At 63.8% G+C, this 16,720-nt stretch carries 13 protein-coding genes and 1 pseudogene; 10 read left to right on the forward strand and 4 right to left on the reverse strand.

All coding sequences use genetic code 11. The annotated features are described in order from the left end of the window. Positions 1-4: 4 nt before the first annotated feature. The 3 genes from HNP00_RS20125 (at position 5) to HNP00_RS20135 (ending at position 4,838) form a co-directional block, all read left to right on the forward strand. On the forward strand, positions 5-889 hold the full coding sequence (locus HNP00_RS20125) for a carbohydrate ABC transporter permease (protein WP_184741489.1): 885 nt from the start codon (positions 5-7) through the stop codon (positions 887-889). A gap of 292 nt (positions 890-1,181) precedes the next feature. Beyond that, positions 1,182-3,818: a right-handed parallel beta-helix repeat-containing protein gene (locus HNP00_RS20130; RefSeq protein WP_184741490.1), complete on the forward strand. Its 2,637-nt coding sequence runs from the start codon at positions 1,182-1,184 to the stop codon at positions 3,816-3,818. A 723-nt stretch (positions 3,819-4,541) separates the two neighbouring features. Further along, complete coding sequence (locus HNP00_RS20135; RefSeq protein WP_184741491.1) at positions 4,542-4,838, forward strand: hypothetical protein; 297 nt, start codon at positions 4,542-4,544, stop codon at positions 4,836-4,838. A gap of 337 nt (positions 4,839-5,175) precedes the next feature. Here HNP00_RS20135 and HNP00_RS20140 read toward each other — a convergent pair whose 3' ends face one another. Further along, the gene (locus HNP00_RS20140) at positions 5,176-5,835 is read right to left on the reverse strand and encodes a hypothetical protein (RefSeq protein ID WP_184741492.1); all 660 of its coding nucleotides are present in this window, start codon (positions 5,833-5,835) and stop codon (positions 5,176-5,178) included. A 114-nt stretch (positions 5,836-5,949) separates the two neighbouring features. Here HNP00_RS20140 and HNP00_RS23525 point away from each other — a divergent pair. Further along, positions 5,950-6,167 (forward strand): annotated as a pseudogene (locus tag HNP00_RS23525) (IS110 family transposase); the annotation flags it as partial. 4 nt (positions 6,168-6,171) lie between these two features. On the opposite strand, the gene HNP00_RS20145 reads toward HNP00_RS23525, so the two are convergent. Together HNP00_RS20145 and HNP00_RS20150 are read right to left on the reverse strand one after the other, a co-directional pair. Further along, positions 6,172-9,081 carry a glycosyl hydrolase family 95 catalytic domain-containing protein gene (locus HNP00_RS20145; protein WP_184741493.1) on the reverse strand — a complete coding sequence of 970 codons (2,910 nt, stop codon included), beginning with the start codon at positions 9,079-9,081 and terminating at the stop codon, positions 6,172-6,174. A 330-nt stretch (positions 9,082-9,411) separates the two neighbouring features. Next, positions 9,412-9,588: a hypothetical protein gene (locus HNP00_RS20150; RefSeq protein ID WP_184741494.1), complete on the reverse strand. Its 177-nt coding sequence runs from the start codon at positions 9,586-9,588 to the stop codon at positions 9,412-9,414. Between the two features lie 144 nt (positions 9,589-9,732). On the opposite strand from HNP00_RS20150, the gene HNP00_RS20155 reads away from it, so the two are divergent. Both HNP00_RS20155 and HNP00_RS20160 read left to right on the forward strand, forming a co-directional pair. Then, a complete protein-coding gene (locus HNP00_RS20155) occupies positions 9,733-10,644 on the forward strand; it encodes a fumarylacetoacetate hydrolase family protein (protein WP_184741495.1) in 912 nt (303 codons plus the stop codon). Continuing rightward, positions 10,641-11,405 carry an SDR family oxidoreductase gene (locus HNP00_RS20160; protein WP_311770630.1) on the forward strand — a complete coding sequence of 255 codons (765 nt, stop codon included), beginning with the start codon at positions 10,641-10,643 and terminating at the stop codon, positions 11,403-11,405. Before HNP00_RS20155 ends, HNP00_RS20160 begins: the two co-directional genes overlap by 4 nt. Positions 11,406-11,423: 18 nt before the next feature. Here HNP00_RS20160 and HNP00_RS20165 read toward each other — a convergent pair whose 3' ends face one another. Beyond that, positions 11,424-12,044: a TetR/AcrR family transcriptional regulator gene (locus HNP00_RS20165; RefSeq protein ID WP_184741496.1), complete on the reverse strand. Its 621-nt coding sequence runs from the start codon at positions 12,042-12,044 to the stop codon at positions 11,424-11,426. A gap of 75 nt (positions 12,045-12,119) precedes the next feature. On the opposite strand from HNP00_RS20165, the gene HNP00_RS20170 reads away from it, so the two are divergent. The 4 genes from HNP00_RS20170 (at position 12,120) to HNP00_RS20185 (ending at position 16,635) form a co-directional block, all read left to right on the forward strand. After that, entirely contained in the window at positions 12,120-13,196 is a 1,077-nt protein-coding gene (locus HNP00_RS20170; RefSeq protein WP_221451679.1) for an NAD(P)/FAD-dependent oxidoreductase, read from the forward strand. An 85-nt stretch (positions 13,197-13,281) separates the two neighbouring features. Next, a complete protein-coding gene (locus tag HNP00_RS20175) occupies positions 13,282-14,601 on the forward strand; it encodes an ATP-binding protein (protein ID WP_184741497.1) in 1,320 nt (439 codons plus the stop codon). Between the two features lie 123 nt (positions 14,602-14,724). Further along, the gene (locus HNP00_RS20180) at positions 14,725-15,384 is read left to right on the forward strand and encodes a hypothetical protein (RefSeq protein ID WP_184741498.1); all 660 of its coding nucleotides are present in this window, start codon (positions 14,725-14,727) and stop codon (positions 15,382-15,384) included. A 3-nt stretch (positions 15,385-15,387) separates the two neighbouring features. Further along, positions 15,388-16,635 (forward strand): low temperature requirement protein A, encoded by a 1,248-nt coding sequence (locus tag HNP00_RS20185; protein WP_184741499.1) that lies wholly within the window; start codon positions 15,388-15,390, stop codon positions 16,633-16,635. The last annotated feature ends 85 nt before the right edge of the window (positions 16,636-16,720 follow it).

Raw genomic sequence — 16,720 nt, forward strand, 5'->3', positions numbered from 1 at the left:
CACAATGACAGCACCAGCGAAGCCGCGATTCGCTCCCGGCCGTGCCAGCCAGACCCTCGTTGAGAGATCGCCGCTGCGCACCGTCGGGGTCGCCGCCCTGTGGGGCATCGTGGCATTAAGCATTGCCACACTCCTCTGGATGGTGCTCCAGGCCTTCCGCGACACCCGCTCGATCCTCGGGGATCCATGGGGGCTGCCGACTTCCGCGGACCCGACGAATTTCATCCACGCCTGGACTTCCAGTTCATTCGGCCTGGCGACCCTCAACAGCGTCCTGGCCACCCTCGTTGCCTCCGCAGTGACCGTCGGCCTCGCAGCCCCTGCAGCTTACTACCTCGGCCGCATCGAAAACCGCCTCACAGGCTTCCTCAGCCTCTACTTCATCCTCGGCCTCGGCATCCCCGTCCAGGTCATCCTCATTCCTCTGTTCGTCATGCTCGATCGTGCGCAACTGACGGACAGCCTGCTCGGACTCAATCTCGCTTACATCGGCCTTGCCATGCCGTTCAACGTCTTCCTGCTCGCTGCCTTCTTCAGAAGCCTGCCCCTCGAGCTGGAGGAAGCAGCCGCCCTGGACGGAGCGAACGCGTTCTCCACGTTCGTCAGGATCACCCTCCCCCTCGCCAGAGGCGGTCTGGTCACGGCATTCATCTTGCAGGTCATCGGAAACTGGAACGAGACACTGCTAGCCCTGACCTTGCTCCAGAGCACCGAGAAGTACACGCTCCCCGTAGCGCTGATCTCCTTCCTCCAGCAGCAAACCTACTCCGGCGCCGACTGGGGCGGCCTCTTCGCCGGCCTGTGCCTAGTGGTATTCCCGATGCTTGTCGTCTACCTCTGGCTCGGACGACGACTCACCGAAGGACTGACAATGGGGATGAGCAAGTAGCAACCGCTTCCTCTCGGGCACTGGTATTCGCAGCCCTGTCCAAGCGCATACTCCTCGGCAGTGGCACAGCCGGCGACACCGAGTCTGGGGCGAGCTTCGACGACCTTTCATCAGATGATTAGAGGGTTAATCGGCCAAACTCTTGCGCCCTGGCACCGCTATCGCATATAAACTCACTTGTAACATCCGATGTATTTGGTTTACGGCACCAGCCGACACAGCATCCAGTGGCCAAGTGACATACGCCGCCAGCGACCACACCGACGATTCACCCTCGATAGGAGTCAGAATCATGCGAACCCGTCCCGTCATCCGGTCCGGACTGATCGCCGGATCCTTGCTGCTCAGTTTCGCAGTGAACATCGGGACCGCTCAGGCGGCCAAACCGAACACCCTTTACGTATCACCGACCGGCTCAGGGAGCACGTGCGCGATCACCGCACCCTGCAGCTTGACCGAAGCCCAGCAAGTCGTACGCCAGTTGACGCCCTCGATGACGGACGACCTCACCGTCCTGCTACGGGGCGGCACCTACCGGGTGTCCGAACCGATCTCGTTCGGCCCACAGGATTCCGGCACCGGTGGCCACAAGGTCGTGTGGGCCGCGTTCCCGGGACAGAAGCCAGTGATCAGCGGCGCGGAGAAGGTCGCCGGATTCAGCTTGTATGACAGTGCCAAGCACATCTACCGGGCAAGCGTGCCCGCTGGAACGGTCAGCCGTCAGCTGTTCGTCAACGGGGTCCGTGCGGATCGCGCTCGCAGCGCGCTCAACCCGCCCGGGTTCACCCTGGCCGGATCCTCGTTCACGACGGCCGACCCGTCCTTCGCCTCGTTCACCAACCAGAACCAGATCGAGGTGGCCTTCAACTCGGCGTGGAAGCACATGCGCTGCCCGCTGGCGAGCATCACAGCGAGCGGCAGCGGTTCTAGCCTCAACGTCAGCCCAGCGTGTTTCAACAACAACAACACCAACGTGCCCCACCCGGGTTTCCCGTTCAACGGCTCCGGTCTGCCCAGGCTGACCGGGATCACCTGGCTCGAGAACGCCTACGAGTTGTTGAACCAGCAGGGTCAGTTCTACCTCGACAGCACGAAGGGCGAGCTGTATTACATCCCGCGTGCGGGCGAGGACCTCTCCACCGCGGACGTCGAACTGCCGGTCGCTCAGACCTTGCTCGACGTCGCCGGCACGCCGGGTCACCTCGCCCCGGTGAACGACAACGACAGCCATGCCACCTACACGGGTGCCTGGAGCGTCTCGGCCGGGCGCGGGACCAATGACTTCAACTCCGACGTTCATTACACCACCACGAATGGTGACTCAGTCAGCTACAGCTTCACCGGCGCGGGCCTGCAGGTGCTGAGTGAGGTCAACTCGGACGAGGGCAATATCGATGTCTACGTCGATGGCACGAAGACCCAGTCGGTCTCGGCCAGCGCCCCCTCCCGGCGGGGGCAGCAGCCGATCGTCACCATCACCGGCCTGCCCCGGGGCCAGCACACAGTCAAGCTCGTGAAGACATCCGGCCAGTTCATGCTCGTCGATGCCTTCACCGTGATTCCCGATGCCGTGACCCCGGTGCACGACATCACCTTCCGCGGCATCGGCTTCACTTACGCCACCTGGAACCAGCCCACCACCGATGGTTACATCGACAACCAGGCCGGAGTGCTGTGGGATCCCGTCACGCACGCACCGATCCGGATCCCGGCAGCGGTGCAGGTTCATCGCGGTGACGGGATCACCTTCGAGCGCAACACGTTCGGCCACCTCGGCGGCACCGGGCTCGATCTCGCGGACGGTACCCAGAACTCCGTCGTCAATGGCAACATCATCACCGACACCTCCGGTGGCGGCATCTCGCTGGGTGAGGCCGACGACTACTACCAAAACCAGACCGCTCTGATGACCAGCGGCAACACGGTGTCCAACAACACCATCACGTACGTCGGTCAGGACTACAAGGACGCCGTCGGCATCTGGGTCGGCTACACGCGCAACGTCGCCGTGTCACACAACGACATCGGCTTCACCCCCTACTCCGGGATCTCCTTGGGTTGGGGTTGGGGCTACGCGTCCAGCTACGGAACCACGTATGCGGGAGCCAACCAGATCGTCGGCAACTCCGTGCACAACGTCATGCGGGTACTGCACGACGGCGGTCCGATCTACACCCTCGGTGGCCAAGGCGGCGGCGACGGCAGCATGACCTCCTTGCTCGCTGGCAACGTGGTCGCCGAAGGCAACAACACCAACAACATGCTCTACCAGGACGAGGGCAGCTCGTACTGGAACACGCACGACAACCTGGTGCGGTTCGGCGGGGCGAACTGGATCGGCATGTGGATCCGAAGCATCCACGACATCAACATCCACGACAACTACTCGGACAACCCGAGATACAACAACAACGGCACCGACATCACCTTCAACCAGGCCACCATCGTCACCAATGGGGCCTGGCCGCCGGCCGCGCAAGCGATCATCGCGGCGGCCGGTCCCGACGAGAAGTACCGGCCGAAGACCGGCCTGTTCGATGACGACGAGCCGACCATCGCCTACCTCGGATCCTGGTCCGCGTCCGCGAATCGGGGCCTCGGTGACCTCAACGACGGTATTCACTACACCTCGGCCGACGGCGCCAGCGCGGCGTTCGCCTTCACCGGAACCGGCATCAAGGTTATCGGCGAGAAGAACTCAGATCAAGGCCTGGTCGAGGTCTACATCGATGGCATCTCCCAAGGTCAGGTCGACACCTCCGCGGTTAGTCGGCAGGTGCAGCAGGCCATCTACAGCACCCAAAACCTGGCCCAGGGCACCCACACCGTCACGATCGTCAAGCGCAGCGGCGCCGTCATGACGCTCGACGGTTTCGCTTTTACCACGAGCGACAGCGGCAACGACACTGACGCCTCGAGTGACAGCTGATGCTGGGACAATTCTGACCGACAGGAGTGTGTCCATGGGAAAGCGGGATCTGGGCCCTGGCTGTTCCGTCAGTAAACGCAGGTTCCTGGGTGGGCTGGTAGCCGGTGGCGCCGGATTCCTCCTCCCAAAGCTCGCCGGTCCGGGTTGGTAGGGGCTTCCTCTCTGCGCGCTCGGGCTCGGATACCATCCGCGCAACCGTGGCGATCGACCCGTGGGCACTTGGTGCCGCACGGGTCGCGCTTGCGGACGGAGCGGCCGAGGCATATCAGCCATGGATCGCGAGCTTCCGCTCTGGGTAATGAAATCCCCGCTCTCGGGCTCACCTCTTTCGCAATGGAATACGTGAGAGCACCCGACTGCACACAGCATCTCGGAGGCGTGGCGTCTCCAGGCATACGCCAAAGCAACCCCAGACGCCTTCGCCGGAGGAATCCCGTCCGAGGCCGAATTGCCGCGTCTCCTGATATTCAGTGTCCGCCTTCGCCGGTTCGTGGACCTCGATCGGAAGCCTGTCGACCAGGCCGTACGGGCTGGTGATGTCCTAATTCTCGTGTGGCCGGCGAAGGGAGCCTCGGCAGAGGATGCGTTAGGAGCCGTCCGACCAGAACCACTACCCATCGTCCTTGCCGCTGGATATTTCTAGCCCTGGAGAACAGACGACGCTTGCCAAGATCCCGAAGCAAGGGAGAAAGGATGAACGCCGGCGGGCCGTGACTTTTCGAATTGACCGGAACCTTTAACAAGACGGTGGTCGCCCAGACTATCGCTCAGAGCTCATCGATCGACCCACAGCTGAAGGTACACCTCACCCAGCTCCACCAGAGGGTTGCCGACTTGGCTCAGGCGGTGCCACCGGAAGAGGCCGAGGCCGCATCCAAAGCCCTCGAAGACTTGAGCACAGAGGCTGCCAAGCCGGAGAGCACCCGAGTGAAACTGCGAATGTTCGCCTCCAACCTCGCGAGCATCGCCGCCACGACATCCACGGCCGGGATTCCAGTCTCGACCTTATCGAGAAGATAAAGCAGCTACTCGGATTCTGATCGAGGTACAGCGGGTCCGCCGTTTTGTCCTAGCCTTGAACTCGCTCAGCTCGCCGTCCTTGCCCGCTTCACACCTACTGGGGCAGGAGGTGGACGGTGACTATCTTCCTCGGGTTCTTGGTAGCGAGCCTGATTTTGATCAGACCGGCGGCCTCTTCGTGCCCGGCCGCAGAGGCCAGAACATCTGGCCCGATGATCTGCTCCCTACAACGAGCAGGTGCCCGTGCACGGATGGGGACCCTCCATGCACCCGACCGACCCCATCGACGCCAATCGGCACCACAGGTAAGCTCTGCTTGGTCTCGGTCAGCTGATACTCAGTCATCCGCATGTCGTCCTCTTTCGTCGCTGCTGCCAAACGCTTCCACTGAAATCCGGCGCGCCCAGCTTGTGTTGTGTAGCTCATGCGCAAGCAGAGTACGTTCCTCGCCCCGAACCCGCGCCTGCTGCGCTCGGACGTCCCGGACATGGTCTGCGCTCTGCTCATACCGGTGCCGGTAGACGTTGATACTGCGCCAGGCCGCCGCCGCCAGGAAGATCAGCAGCCCCAGCAGGACCACCGGATCGTGCTCCATTTCCGGCGTAGATACGTAGAGGCCGAGCAAAACGCTGGGCAGGAACACGGAGAAGTTGACCGCGAGCTTCCACGGCAGAAGGTACGACCCGAAGGCCACGACGATAATCGTAGGGAAGATCATCGCTAATACAAGGGACGGGTCCCCTCCCAGTGCCATGATCACCGCAAGGGCGAGGCACCATCCGATTGCTGCAGGAAGTACTCCGGCCAGCAGAGCGAAAAGTGGAAGGTGGGGGACCACCAGCTCGAGCCACCCCCGAAGGGAGGAAAGATCGAGGTGCTCCCCGCGGATCTCGATCCAAAGAGTTAACAGGGTCGCTACGAGGATGAGCGAGCGGAGGATCCACCCTCCAGGCAAGGGTTTGATCTCATCGAGCCCCTTCGTCCAGCTACTCCCCATGGTCGCCTAGTATTCCAGAGCCGCCTGGCCCTTTTGTCTGGAGTAACCCGGGCCGTGGCCTTGGATCCACTGCGGGCCCGGGCTGGGCCGCCAAGGCAAGACACTGGGCCCGGCCCGGCCGCATTGGCGGATCTGATCCACGGGCGAATCCGTGAGAAGATCCCCGAGCTCACCGATGCGCTGACCGGAGGGTTCCTTCCGACGACCGCTACATGGCCGCCCTGTATCTGCATCGGATCGACGCGCACACCGCCGACATCAACGACCCCAGCGCCAGGATCGAGGAAGCGATGGAACCCTTTCGCGACGCCCGGCACCTCCTGGTCGCCGTGGGTGTCAGGCGGGCCGTTCCAGGCTCAGCGCGAAAAGGTGCAGCACCGGCCATCCCAGGGTCGGCAGTCTCAGCGAGACCAGCTCACGGGTGGGATCCACCTCGACGAGCTGATGGAAGATCCGTACTTGTAGGTTCTGCGGCCCGGTTCGACCGAGTCGGTAGTTGGTCAGGATCGCGACGGCCTCACCGTAGGCTGGCTGCTTTCCCCAGTCCGTCAACGAGATTCGGATTGTCGCCGTGGTCCCGTCGGCGTAGGTCGCGACTGCGTCGGCGGCCGCGTTTCCTCCCGTGGAGGCGCCCAGGATGCGCAGACGGTGTACCCGCCCTGGCGGTACGTTGATGACGGTCCCGTTCGACGTGATGTTGTTCTTGGCGCCATCGGTGCTGCTGGGGAAGGCGAAGGTCGTGCCGGCATTGCGGAAGTTCCCGGCCGACGGGAGCTCCGCGGCGGGATAGGTGTAGCCCGCCGTGTCGAAGCTGCCATCGGTCGGGTTGGCATCGGTCGCGATGCCGTCGTTATTGAACAGGGCTGTCAGGTCGACGGGGACGATGACGCCCTCCGGCCGGGGCAGCACCGACTGCAGCCCCCACGGTTTGGCGGCTGTGGCGGCCGCCACGGGGGCTACGGTGAGGTCCTTCGTGGCGTTCGCGGGCATAACGATCACGTCTTCTCCTGCAGCGAGCTCGATGCTGATGGTGCCGTCGCCCACGGTGGTCCAGCGCACCGGGTCCTTGGACGAAGGCGTCCCGCCGGGTGCGACCATGACTCGCCACACGCTCACCGGACCCTCGATGCTATGTGCCAGTGTCAGGGGCTCTCCCGCCAGGCTCTTGACCCTCACATAGGTGGTGCGACCGCCAGCCCGCCGGGCCGACAACAGGAAGGCACCCTCTGCCCGTAGGTCGTGGATTTGCGCTTCGGCCCACGACGGCGGGACGGCGGGGAAGACCCGGACGGTCTCTCCCCAGCTCTGCAGGAGCATGTCGTGCATCACCTGTGCGCCCGACAGCGGGGTCTCGAGCACTGGCCCGGACTCGCGGTACATGGTGTTTGGCTGGATGTAGCGGTCCAGCAGGGTGTTCAGATATCCCAGCGCGTCCTCGCCCTTGCCCATCGACGCGCTCATGGAAGCGGCTCCAGTGAACGTGTAGCCCTGGAGCGCCCCGGTGAAGCCGACCCAGTGGGCCAGCGACCGCTCCAGAAGGTCACGGTTGGCTGGTACCGTGGGGTCGAGCAGGTAGAGCGGGTAGAACCACAGGAGATGCGAGTAGTGGCGGTGCGATGAGGTCAGCTGCCGCTGCGCCCCTATCCATAACCCGTCTATCCCTTGGGGCGGGTCCACGAGCCGGTCATGGACGTCCTGCCAGCGGGCCCTCAGCGGGTCATCGACGCCGAGCCGATGTGTGGCGGCGAGTAGCGTCTTGCATCCCCAGCGGATGAGGGCCAGGTCGTAGTTGCAGTCCACTGTGCCGTCGTACTCCGGTGACAGGGTGCGGGGCAGGTGAAGCCGCCCGTCGGCTCCTTCGTAGAGGAAGTGAAGGTAGTAGTTCACTGAACGGGTCAGCAGCGGGTAGAGCACGTGGCGCAGCAGGTCTTCGTCCATGCTGTGGCGGTACGTCAGCCAGACGTTGTGCAGGGCCCAGGTGAGGTCGCCGACCTCGGGGGTTCCGACCCCGGGGACACCGACCGGACTGGTCGCCAGGTCGTCCTGGCTTGCGCGGTTGATTGCGTAGGAATCGTGGCGGTATTCCGCGAGCACGTTCTGCCCGAGCTTGTCCCGATCCTCGTCCAGGGTGCGGGTTAGGGAATCCAGTTCGCCGTGGCCAGTAGGATTAAGGAGCCAGTACGACAGTTGGACGTTCAGGTTCCACCAGATCGCCGGCCAGGGCGTCTGCTCGACCCACTGGCCCATGGTGCTGACCACAGGCCGGTCCCTGCGGGTGACGCAGGCAACCTTGTACAGCTGGATCCAGTAGAAGCTCTGCAGCCGCGCATCCGGCACCGAGACGAAGCTACTGGGGTAGTAGCCGTTCCACCACTTCCGGTGCTCGATGCGCAGGCGGTCGATCGAACGCCGAACCGCTGTCTCGGCAGTCGCCGTGGCGGTCTGGGCCGCAGTCGCATCCGGGAAGGAAGCGGCAATGCTGGCGACCAGGTGGCGGATGCCCTCAACTGTCACCACACGCCAGGCCGTGGCGTGACCGCCGGCTGCGGCCAGAGGCTGGTCGCACAAGCCGCCCTCCGCATCCTGCTTGAGACCCGGATCGGGGTTGACCAGTAGGCCCGATCGAGCCTCGTACGCCAATACGGTGCTCTTGGCCGCCCGCGGAGTGAAACTCCACCCCACCGAGGACTCCCCGGCATCCGGGGTGATCGAGACCACCAGCAGGTTCTCCGTCGCATGCACAAACGCGGACAGCTGCAGCGTTCCGGTCGTCGTGTAGACCGTGCCGGTCAGCTCGGCATCCCACAGCGACAGGCGCAGGTCGACCTCGATTACATCGCCAACCGTTTCGAGAATGAAGTAGCCAACAGGCAGGCGGGCGGTGCCGAACCGCACGTCGCCGTTCGGCTGGTGGTCCCGAACCCGGTTGTCGCCGACTTCGAACTTGAGCCGCCGTCGGCTGGCCAGCCTGTAGACCGCCACCCCGAGCCCGCCGTTGCCCAGGAAAGGGGCCTGGTAGAAGTCGATCGGCGCCTCGGTCCACACCAGATCCTGCTCGCCCAGGTAGGCCTCCCATGCATCGCGGCTCATGCTGTTATGCAGCACAGTCGCGGCTGGCGTCTCGGCTTCCGCCCCGCCAACCCCATTCGCCAGGGCCAGCACCGCACCTCCCGTCGTGATGCCGCCAAGAAAGAGACGCCTACTTACCGGGCTCCTGCCTGCCTGAACAAGGGGCCTCTGCTCCATGACTACTCCATTCTGATAGATCGGATGTTTCTGGAAACTTTAGATCAAGCGCACAGGCTGCACAAGGCCAATTTTGCTTGACCACAAGGGACAGATTGCGCGATGCAACTCCGCGAAAAACCGTCCCTGGCATGCCAAATCCGTCGAAATGCCATCCTTGGGGCGCGTTTCGACCGTCTGCCGTTTCTCCACCGTCATACTGGTAACTCCAACTTCTCGGCAGCGTGCAGCGTAGTAGTCATCCGATGTTAGCGCCGCCACCGCGACCAAGCCGGCACGGCACAGAACACCTGGACCCCTGCGATCAAGCCTCAGTCGATGACCAAGTGCTCACCAGCGGACCACACTGGCCGTGGGTGTGCCGGAATGGGGGGCCGAGTCATGCTCGCCGGATTCCCCAATGTCCTGGACGTGAAGGGCGGTCTCCGACGCTGCGGCTGACCACCACGGTTTCGCCTTCACTATCGGGCGCGGCAACGAAGTGTCCACCGCGGTGATAACGCTCATTGTGCTCCTTGCTTGGCAGCAGGTCGTTTACTGGGAAGAGCGTAAACATCCGATGTCTGCATTGTCAATGGGTCACATTTCCGTATTATGGAGAGCAACAGCAGACTAGAGCTCGGATGTTAGAGCCAGAGCACGGAGGAAGACATGAACATGAAATTCGCCCGGCTGGGCACTGCCGGAAATGAAAAGCCGGTTGTCATCGCCCAAGACGCCAACGGCACCGAAAAATACTTCAGCCTTGACCCGCTGACGAAGGACATCAACGGAGAGTTCCTCGCCACGGACGGCATCATACGCACCGGAGAAGCCCTCACGGCCGGGAATCTGCCCGAGATTTCGGCCGAGGGACTCCGGATCGGTTCGCCTATCGCCCGCCCTGGCAACGTCGTCTGTATCGGCCTCAACTACACCGCGCACGCAGCCGAGTCCGGGGCCACGCCACCGGAATCGCCCGTGGTATTCCTCAAGCCGAGCAACACGGTCAGTGGCCCGTTCGACGCCGCGCCCATCCCGCCGTCGTCGGAAAAGTACGACTGGGAAGTGGAGCTCGGAATCGTCATCGGGCGCGAAGCGTCATACCTTTCCGGCACGGACGAGGCCGCGGAGTGCATCGCGGGCTACGTGGTCGCCAACGATCTCTCCGAGCGCGACTACCAGCTGCCCGGCGCCGCGGGCCAGTGGACCAAGGGCAAGTCCCTTCCGCAGTCCACTCCCCTGGGCCCGTGGCTTGTTCCGGCGGACCAGCTCGACGCCAGTCACCTCGGCTTGCGGACGTGGGTCAACGGTGAGATCCGCCAATCGTCGGACACATCGGACATGATCTTCGACGTCCGCACGGTGGTCCACCACCTCAGCCAGTACATGGTCCTGGAGCCCGGCGACGTCATTCTCACGGGCACGCCGGAAGGCGTGGCGCTCTCCGGCCGCTTCCCGTACATCCAGCCCGGCGACGTGGTGGAGCTTGAGGTAGAAGGGCTCGGCCGCCAGCGGCAAGAGTTCTACCGGGCCCGTTCGGGTTCGCTTGCGGGGACGGCAGTCGACAAGGCCGCGCTGTGAGCAAGGAACCGGTGAGCACCGAGTTCGAGGGGCTCGTGGCCTTGGTCACCGGTGGTGCCTCGGGCATCGGCGCAGCCATCGCGGACCGCCTCGCAGCCGGCGGCGCCCAGCTTGCCGTGCTGGACCTCAACCCGTCCGGAACGCCGCATTTCGGCGTCGAATGCAACGTGGCCGACGACGCCTCGGTGCGTGCCGCCGTCGACGCGGTCGTCCGGAAGTTCGGCCGCCTTGACGTTGTGGTCAACAACGCGGGGATCGGCGCCCAAGGCGATATTTCTGCGAACGACGACGACGAATGGCTGCGCGTGCTCGACATCAACGTGGTGGGCATCGCCCGCGTCAGCCGTGCGGCCTTGCCGTATTTGCGCGAGTCTCCTGCGGCGGCGATCGTCAACACGTGCTCCATCGCCGCGACCGCCGGGCTGCCGCAACGGGCCCTGTATTCGGCGTCGAAGGGCGCTGTCTTGTCGCTGACGCTCGCCATGGCGGCAGACCATGTCCGCGAAGGAATCCGCGTCAATTGCGTCAACCCGGGCACGGTGGACACCCCGTGGGTGAACCGTCTCCTGGATTCCGCCGCAGACCCCGCAGCTGAGCGCGCTGCGCTTAATGCCCGCCAGCCACACGGTCGGATGGTGGACCCAGCTGAGGTGGCCGGCGCCGTCGCCTACCTCGCGAGCCCGCTGTCCGGCTCGACGTCGGGCACGTCCTTGGCGATCGACGGCGGCATGCAGGGCTTGCGATTGCGACCGGTGGGGTAGGGCTGTCAAGAAGGGTCCCTAGGCGAGCGCCGATTTCAGTGCCACGTGAACCCAATCCCTGTACTGCTCCGGTTCCCAGCCGAAATCCAGCACGAGTGATTTGTACGTGTCCGGGTGCCCGAGCGACCAGATCACGGCGGCAGCCTGCTCGTCGCTCATGCCCGAGGTCAGTGCTCCGCGTTGCCGCAGCGCAGCCGCGGCTTCGGCATAGTTCCGCAGCCGACGCTCTGCCCGGTCCCTGAGCACCTTGGCGGCCTCGGCGTCTACGGCGGATGCCTGCCTCATGACGCTGAACAATTCGCTGCTCCGCGGATGCACCTCGGCGAACCAGTCGGCCAACAACGCAAAGACCGCCCCGGCGTCGGCGGCTGCGGTGGTCCTTGCGCGCATGATCTCCGTGGCTGACCGCGGAGTGTCCGGGCCTGCGGCGGTTGCATCCACCACGGCCGACAGCAGCGCCGCCTTGTTGCCCACTGAGTTGTAGATGGTCTGGATTGCTACGCCAGCTTGCTCCGCAATCGCCCCGATAGTGGTGGCCACGTACCCTTTGCTCAGAAACAACTGCCTCGCGGCCTCCACCACGGCAGCCTTGGTTGCGACGGCTTGGGCCACTCGCCTGTCATTGCGCCGAATCTCCACTGAAAAAGAATAGCATTCTAATGACTGGAATGTTATTCTAATGACGCCAGGATTCGCACCTCAGGAGGCTTCGCGATGGACAGCATTGAGCCAGTGGACACGATGGTTATCGGCGCCGGGCAGGCAGGTCTCGCCACAGGATTCCATCTGAAGAAACGCGGCCAGGACTTCCTGATCTTGGATTCACAGGCCCGCATTGGCGATGTGTGGCGGAACCGTTGGGATTCCTTGCGGCTCTTCACGCCGGCGCAGCACGACTCATTGCCTGGCCAACCATTTCCCGCAACTCGGGGCAGTTTTCCAGCCAAAGACGCCATGGCCGACTATCTTGAGGATTACGCCAAGAACTGGGAGCTCCCGGTAAGTCATGGTGTCCAGGTCACCGGCGTCGAGCGCGCGGACGGCAAGTTCAAAATCCAATCAAGCACCGGATCGTTCCTGGCCAAGAACGTGGTTGTCGCAACCGGCGCCAATGCACGGCCGCGGATTCCGGCAGGAGCGGGGGCACTGGATCCCGCGATCCACCAACTTCACGGCGCGGAGTATTCCAATCCGGAGGCCATTCCACCCGGAGATGTCCTTGTGGTCGGTTCCGGGACTTCCGGGGTCGAAATCGCCGTGGAACTCGCGTCGTCCCACCGCACGTATATCGCAGGCACTCCACCATTCCACGTCCCGGGCCCGGTACTGCGCTACGCCGGCGGGCTGTGGTGGTTCATGATCCACCACGCACTGACCCGATCCACACCGATGGGCCGCAAGGTCGCAACCGACTTCACCCAGCATGGCGCACCGCTGATCCGGACCTCCGTCAAGGAACTCGAGGTCGCAGGAGTGACACGTCTCCCCCGGCTCGCTGGCGCCCGGGACGGCCAACCTCTGCTACAGGATGGCAGGACGCTACCTGTGGCCACCGTGATGTGGGCAAGCGGATACCAACCTGACTTTGGCTGGATCCGCGGCCTTCCCGAGGACGAACACGGCTGGCCCGCCACCTCTCGCGGCGCCGTGGAACAGCTGCCAGGGCTGTTCTTTGTGGGCTTGCCCTTCCAATATGGACTGACCTCGGGCCTCGTAGGCGGTGTCGGCCGGGACGCGGAACACGTAGCAGGACTCATCGCCAGCCGGGCCACCAGAGAATTGGCGACGTAACGCAACGCCCGCGCAACCCCGCTCCGCCGCCGATTCGCCTATGCTCAACACCAGGCAATCGATGGCGATCGACCAAGGAGCAGGCATGAGCAATTGGCGCATCAGGGACTTCCACTCGTCGGATATGGACGGCATCCTGCACCTTTGGGAGTCGCTCAAAGCGGACAACGTGGATCCCGTCTACGCGCTCTCCGAGGTGCTGGCGTCGTGCCAGAAGGACCACGCCGTCGTGGCGGTGCAGGGCGACCAGGTGGTGGGCGCCGCCGTCGGACGCGCGGCCCATGACCAGGGCTGGATCGTCTTCCTGGCCACGCTGCCCGAGTTCCGCGGCCGCGGGATCGGCACTTCGCTACTGGCCGCCGTCGAGAATCGAATGGCTCCGCATGGCCTCAACAAGCTCTCGGCACTCATGCCGGAAAGCGAAACCCGCGTGGAAGCGTTCCTCGGCCGCGGCTTCGTGGTGAAGAAGAACCTGCGCTATTTCGAGCGGACCATTCCGGTGCAGCGCCAGGAGCTTGAGCCACTGAGCCTGCTGGGCGGCCGGATCCTCGCCCGCGACTTGTGGGAAAACGTCGCCGGCATGCGGCGTGAAAAGGAGCTGCTGGAACGCCGCCTGGTCCTGCCGCTGGCCGAGGCCGACCTTGCGGACGAATACGGCGTGGTGCCGCCGCGCGCCGTCGTACTGTTCGGTCCTCCCGGTACCGGCAAGACGACGTTCGCCAAGGCAATTGCCTCGCGCCTTGAGTGGCCCTTCGTGGAAGTCTTCCCCTCACGCCTGGCCGCCGATCCGAAGGGCCTGGCAGGCGCGCTGCGCGAGACGTTCCTGGAAATCGCCGAACTGGAGCACGCCGTGGTATTCATCGACGAGGTCGAAGAGATCGCGTCCCAGCGGTCTGGCGAGCCGCCGTCGCCGTTACAGGGCGTCACCAACGAGCTCCTCAAGATCATCCCGGCTTTCCGTGAACAGCCTGGCCGCCTGCTGGTGTGCGCCACCAACTTCATCCGCGCCTTGGACACCGCTTTCTTGCGCCACGGCCGCTTCGACTACGTGATCCCCATCGGCCTGCCCGACGTCCACGCCCGCGAAGCCATGTGGCAGCGATTCATCCCGGCCACTGTGGTGGACTCGGTGGACGTGGGATTGCTGGTATCACGGACCGAGGGCTTCTCCCCCGCGGACATCGAATATGCGGCGCGCAGTGCCTCCCAGCGCGCTTTGGAAAAAGCGGTTTACACAGCGGACGCTGTCAGCGCGTCCGCCGGGGGACGCGCACCGGCGTCGAACGGGCGCAAGGGACCGGTCACGCAGGACTACCTCGACGCGATCGCCGATACCCGTACCACGGTCAGCGACGAGGTCCACCAGGACTTCCTCGAGGACATCGACGTGTTGGGTCGCGTGTAGCAAGTCCCTTTTCGGCCGCCCGCCCGCCAATTCGCCGGAAGCGTGCGGACTCGCCGGAAGATTCCGGCGAACGGGAGGACTTCCGGCGAAATGGGCGGGGACGCCTGAGGACGAGGAGGGTCCATGGTGTTGTTTCTGACAATCCTGAGCGGGGTCGCTTGGACAACGGTCTACATTTGCGCGATCCTGGTCGGATTTCGCCACAAGAGCTACGCCATTCCGGCAGCAGCCCTCGGCTTGAACATCGCGTGGGAGTCCATCTATGCGGTCCATGCGCTCAGCACGAGAATCTCCGTGCAGGGGGTCATCAACATTGCCTGGGCGTTGGCCGACGTCGTGATTGTGTACACCTTCCTTGCGTTCGGCAGGCGGGAACTTCCCGGGTTTGTCACACGGCCGCTGTTCATCGGATGGGCGGTTCTGCTGGGCCTGGCATCCTTCGCCGTGCAGTGGCTGTTCATTGCCGAGTTCGATTGGGATCCCGCATCGCGGTACGCCGCATTCCTACAGAATCTCCTGATGTCCGGCCTGTTCATCGCCATGTTCGCAGCCCGCCGGAGCCTGCAAGGCCAATCCATGGTGATCGCCGTGGCCAAGTGGATCGGGACCCTCGCGCCCACCATCACTTTCGGTGTGTTGGAGAGTTCACCGTTCATCCTGGGCATCGGCGCCCTCTGCAGCGTCTTCGACCTGACGTACATCGGGCTGCTGTTGTGGGCCAAGAGGGACCCAGGGATGCTCGCCCGGGACCGGGACTCCGGGGGCCTCCCGGCGGTACCCTGAACCATGTCCATGAATCCATTGCGCCATGCACTGTCGCGCATGGGCGGGCGCGATCCCCACGAGCTCCATCGCACGGCCACACCTCTGGAGCTCTTCTTTGATCTGACGTTCGTCATCGCCTTTGGGGTTGCTGGTAGCCAATTCGCGTACGAGCTGGCAGAGGCCCGTTTCGGTTCCGGGTTGATGGGCTTCACCTTCGCGATGTTCGCCGTCATGTGGGCCTGGATCAATTTCTCGTGGTTTGCCAGCGCCTACGACACTGACGACTGGGTTTTCCGGGTTGTCACCATGGTGCAGATGGTGGGTGTACTCATCCTTGCCATGGGTATCGAACCGATGTTCCACTCGCTCGCAGAAGGCCACCATGTGGACAACTCCACCATGGTGCTGGGCTACATCATCATGCGGTTGGCGTTGGTGTTCCAGTGGCTGCGCGCGGCGAAGCAGGATCCGGAACGCCGACGAGCTTGCCTCACCTACGCGAAATTCCTGGTGGTGGCACAGATTGGCTGGGTGGTGGTGCTGATTGTCCAGGCAGACATCCTCACGAACTTCCTCATGGCTGCCCCGCTCTTCCTGCTGGAAATGGCCACCCCGTACATCGCCGAGCGCAAAGCCAAGACTCCGTGGCACGCGCACCACATCGCGGAACGCTACGGACTCCTGGCCATCATCGCCTTGGGTGAGTGCCTCATTGGCGCAATCGAAACCCTTCGCGCGATCGTGGCAATGCATGGTTGGTCCGTTGATGCCGCCCTTGTGGGCCTCGGCGGAACAGGACTGGCCTTTGCAATGTGGTGGATCTACTTCATCCTCCCGTCCGGCCACGCCCTGCATTACCAGCGACACCGGGCATTCGCCTTCGGGTACGGCCATATGTTCATCTTCGGGTCCATCGCCGCCACCGGCGCCGGCCTTCATGTGGCTGCCTTCTTCATCGACCACGAAGCCCACATCAGCGCCGCTGCGGTAGTGGCCACGATCGCCGTCCCTGTGGCCCTGTTCAAGGTGGCCCTGAGTTCGCTGTACGGCTACTTACTGGGTTTCGACCCCGCCCTCATCGGCGTCACAGGCCTTGTGGTCGTCTTGCTCTCCGGCAGTGTGGGTTTGGCTGCCCTGGGTGTCTCCGTTCCTGTGTGCATGATGGTGATTGTGGCGGCGTTGGCAATCTCGATCGTGATCGACGAAAAGCGCGGGGCCGCACGCCGAGAAGCAGCGCTGGAGAGACTCAAGGCGAGGCCGGTAGGGTAGCCGATTCGCGGGTTTGGACACGGTTGACCGGCACGAACGTACCGAATCCCACCCAACAACCCTTGATTCGCGCCCCAGCAGGGCC

The organism is Arthrobacter sp. AZCC_0090 (assembly GCF_014207375.1).
Taxonomy (GTDB): domain Bacteria; phylum Actinomycetota; class Actinomycetes; order Actinomycetales; family Micrococcaceae; genus Arthrobacter.